The following is a 3,555-nucleotide window of genomic DNA, read 5'->3' as shown; positions in this document are numbered from 1 at the left end:
CCTTAACAATCCAGAGAAAGAGAGAGCAAGAGAACGAAACTATCGCCTTAATAATCCAGAGAAAGTCAGAGCAAGCCAACGAAAATTCCGCCTTAATAATCCAGAGAAAGTCAGAGAATACAACCGAAAATACCACCTTAACAATCCAGAGAAAGTCAGAGAAAGCAAACGAAACTATCTCCTTAATAACAAAGATAAAATTAACGAAAGAAGACGTGAACGCCGTCGGAATAATCCAGAGAAAGTCAGAGAAAGAGAACGAAATTACTACCTCGCCAACACAGAGAAAATTAAAGAAGCTCAACGCCTAAAATACTACAAACTGCACAACAAACGGATTCACAGCGAAAGAGGAAACGTACCTTGACCATTTAATAGCGGAATTAAAGAAAAAACCAATTGAAGACCTGATTTACGTGATGTCAAAGAAAGGATGAACAATCATGAATTCTTTAGAAAAACATACTCAAAATATCAAAACAATGAGTAGCAGAGAAATAGCAAATCTTACGGGGAAAAGACATGATAATGTCATGAGAGATATAGAGGAAATGTTGGAAAACTTAGAAGTTAGCCACCTCAAATCTGAGGCGGCTGATTTTGAATCAAAATACAAGGATGTTCAAGGGAAGTCCCGTAAATGCTATCACCTCCCTAAAAGAGAAACTCTTATTTTAGTTTCTGGGTATGATGTTAATTTGAGAGCTAAGATCATAGACAGATGGGCAGAATTGGAAGCTGAAAAAAGACAACAGATTACAGTTCAAAAGACCCCCTCTGCTACAACCATCATGAAACTACACAAACATCTTGAAGAACTAGCCAAGCAGGCAGGACTAAAAGAGAACCAGCTTTTGCTGAAGGTTAATCAAGGCGTCGCAGGCATAACTGGAGTTAATCAGTTAGGAGCTATGGGTATTGAACACCTACCCTCCCCCGACAATGATGAATACCTAACTCCTACGAAGATTGGATTAAAATTAGATCCTCCTTTAAATCCTGTAGACGTCAATAGACTTTTAACAGATCTCGGATTGCAGGTCAGAAAAGCCGACAAACAAAAAGGGTATATGCCAACACCTCATGGCGATCAGTTAGGTGCTAGAATGATGGATGTTTCAAAAGTCCATACTGGCGGATCAGTTCAACAACTCAAATGGCATCCAAGAATTGTGCCCTATCTTCAAAAAGAAATCAAGGAAAGGGAAAACGACCATGCTTAACATAATACCCTTTGAATTTGAATCTACTAAGATCCGCACCGTCGTAGATAAAGACGGATCTATACTGTTTGTTGCAAAAGATATAGCTGTAGCTTTGGGGTATGAACGTCCTAATGATGCGATTAATGATCATTGCAATGGGGCGGTAAAATACCGCCCCATCTCTGATAGCCTAGGGAGAACTCAAAAAGCCCGCATCATAGCAGAACCTGATGTGTATAGGTTGATCATGAAAAGCAAATTGCCATCTGCTCAGAAGTTTGAGCGTTGGGTGTTTGAAGAGGTATTGCCCACCCTTCGTAAAACAGGCAGTTACGCAGTGCCGAAAAATCCAAAACCCCAAGTATACATGACAGGCATGTTGTTAAAAGAGCTTCGCCTCCTCACGGATAGTCATGCTCAATTGATGAGGAATGCACAAATAGATGACAACCAAATATTAATATCAACTTCTAGAGTCATGGAGAGTGTTTTAGGGGTAGATCCTGCTAAAACCCTTGATATCCCTACTCCTAACAACGCTCAGTATTACACTGCAACAGCTTTAGGTGAAAATCTCCCCGTCAAATTAAGCGGTAGAGAAGTCAACAAGAGACTTGCCCGTATGAGTTTTCTTCTCGCTGAGCACGAACCATCAGGCAAAAGACGATACATCTTAACTCCAAAAGGAAAGGACAACGGAGGAAGATTGTTCGACACGGGGAAGAAACATTCCAACGGATCGATCGTTCAGCAAATCAAATGGGAAGCAAGGGTATTAGACACTTTAAAGGGGGCTAACGACCATGCTTAATTTCATCTCTGGATTTGTAACGTGCTTCATACTTGCCTTCATAGCTTTTGAAATCCTCGTAGCTTCAAATGAGGAGAACAAATAATGAACGTTATGAAGAGAGTTAATGCACAGTGGATGTTTGATCTTGTTCACAAAAACATCTATTTCACTCTCTGCATTAGTGTAAACGTATACGACGGGTCTGTCGAATTGCTCTACTTCAATGAGTATACGGATGATTACCCCCGTTGGCTTCCTTGGTTTAACTCCGAAACCCAAAAATACCATGAAGAAGTGAAGACCCTTTCAGAATATCTAAAACTCATGACGGCAGAGAAAATGGCTATCACGAACTACTGGGGTTGTTTGAAAACGTGTTTGTTTCTTAATGACGACTTCCCCACTCCTTTTAACCAAGCAGACTCAGAAGAAGACAGTATATCCGTCAATATAGGCGGGGAAGAGTTCAATTCATTGGACGACCGTTTATACATCATGCCCGCAGAAGAAGTGGAGATGTTCAAGAAAGCTTTAGCAGTATCTCGTGAATATGCCCTCAAACATTTCCCTAAGGAGAATGAATAATGACAAAAAATAATGCCCTCGATATTTTAACAAAGGCAGGGCATCACCTCACTTTTGGCAGATATTGGGAAAAGGCAGACAACTACATGTTCAAGTGGAACTCAGGAAGTCTTGGAAAATCTGTCAGTATTAAACCCACTGAAAAGGAAGCCAATGCTCTCATTAATATGATTTTGCATATCTCTGTGTGTGTCTTGAGTGAAAAAGGTATCCTTAAAAAGGCTGATGACTCAGATATAGACGACATCAGTGAAAAGGGAAAACGGGAAATATACGCATTGGCGGAACTTTTAAAGAAAAGGGATGCAACCAAAAAGAAAGCCAAAAAATGAGCGATAATGAAAGAAACTTAAAGAACGCTATATGGATGACTTCTAAAGTCAGAATGCTGGCAGAGAGCAAAAGAAGGGTATTGCATTATACTGGATTTGCTATGGTGTTTTGGTATTGCTTGGTTGTTTTGTGTGTACGCCTATTTTCTGCTCATGTAGCAGAACACATGATATTAATTCCCTTTTTCCTCGTGATTGGTGCGGGGTTGTGTATGGCAGTCCTAGTCCTTAACTACGGTCAAAAAGCTGATCAATACCGAGAATGCTATTTGGAGTTGGAAAAACTGCTTCATCTTTCTGTCGAAGACATCCCCAGATACTTTCATCTTTTAGATTTATACCCCAACCATACGCCTGCTGATTATGAAGATTTTTTAGTTAATGCAAGATTGCAAGGAAAAAAGCTTGTAGACTCTAGCGGGAATGAGTTTTTCTTGACTTGGTACACATGGCTGTCATGGGCATTTAGAAAGCTAGCGTTCTTAATCGCTGTCTCTTTCACCTTTGTTTTTCCTTTAATTATCATCCTCCTGAAGCTTGGTACTCATTAAAGAGGGGGGGGGTTCATGAAGCAATCACGGCGATTTGAATTTCTTTATATGGCTTTCAAGATTCTAACCCTTGTTGGAATGATTGGTGC

General features: G+C 40.2%; 5 protein-coding genes and 1 pseudogene. All 6 read left to right on the top strand.

From position 1 onward, the window contains the following. Window positions 1–367 (top strand): annotated as a pseudogene (locus H0G72_RS05720) (hypothetical protein); the annotation flags it as partial. Between the two features lie 76 nt (window positions 368–443). Next, window positions 444–1,223: a Rha family transcriptional regulator gene (locus H0G72_RS05715; RefSeq protein WP_182017811.1), complete on the top strand. Its 780-nt coding sequence runs from the start codon at window positions 444–446 to the stop codon at window positions 1,221–1,223. Further along, a complete protein-coding gene (locus tag H0G72_RS05710) occupies window positions 1,216–2,016 on the top strand; it encodes a BRO-N domain-containing protein (RefSeq protein ID WP_182017810.1) in 801 nt (266 codons plus the stop codon). The genes H0G72_RS05715 and H0G72_RS05710 overlap by 8 nt, the downstream gene beginning before the upstream one ends. Before the next feature lie 84 nt (window positions 2,017–2,100). Further along, window positions 2,101–2,583, top strand: coding sequence for a hypothetical protein (locus H0G72_RS05705; protein WP_182017809.1), 483 nt, complete (start codon window positions 2,101–2,103; stop codon window positions 2,581–2,583). Further along, window positions 2,583–2,915, top strand: a complete 333-nt coding sequence (locus H0G72_RS05700) for a hypothetical protein (RefSeq protein ID WP_182017808.1) — start codon at window positions 2,583–2,585, stop codon at window positions 2,913–2,915. Before H0G72_RS05705 ends, H0G72_RS05700 begins: the two co-directional genes overlap by 1 nt. Further along, window positions 2,912–3,466 carry a hypothetical protein gene (locus H0G72_RS05695; protein ID WP_182017807.1) on the top strand — a complete coding sequence of 185 codons (555 nt, stop codon included), beginning with the start codon at window positions 2,912–2,914 and terminating at the stop codon, window positions 3,464–3,466. Before H0G72_RS05700 ends, H0G72_RS05695 begins: the two co-directional genes overlap by 4 nt. Window positions 3,467–3,555: the final 89 nt, after the last annotated feature.

Origin of the sequence: Candidatus Liberibacter sp., from assembly GCF_014048425.1 — a bacterium.
Lineage (GTDB): Bacteria > Pseudomonadota > Alphaproteobacteria > Rhizobiales > Rhizobiaceae > Liberibacter.
This window is presented reverse-complemented; position numbering and strand designations above follow the sequence as displayed.

Excerpts from the sequence above, each read along its gene's own strand:
- H0G72_RS05715 (WP_182017811.1), top strand. The coding sequence starts at position 444 with ATGAATTCTTTAGAAAAACATACTCAAAATATCAAAACAATGAGTAGC.
- H0G72_RS05710 (WP_182017810.1), top strand. The coding sequence starts at position 1,216 with ATGCTTAACATAATACCCTTTGAATTTGAATCTACTAAGATCCGCACC.
- H0G72_RS05705 (WP_182017809.1), top strand. The coding sequence starts at position 2,101 with ATGAACGTTATGAAGAGAGTTAATGCACAGTGGATGTTTGATCTTGTT.
- H0G72_RS05700 (WP_182017808.1), top strand. The coding sequence starts at position 2,583 with ATGACAAAAAATAATGCCCTCGATATTTTAACAAAGGCAGGGCATCAC.
- H0G72_RS05695 (WP_182017807.1), top strand. The coding sequence starts at position 2,912 with ATGAGCGATAATGAAAGAAACTTAAAGAACGCTATATGGATGACTTCT.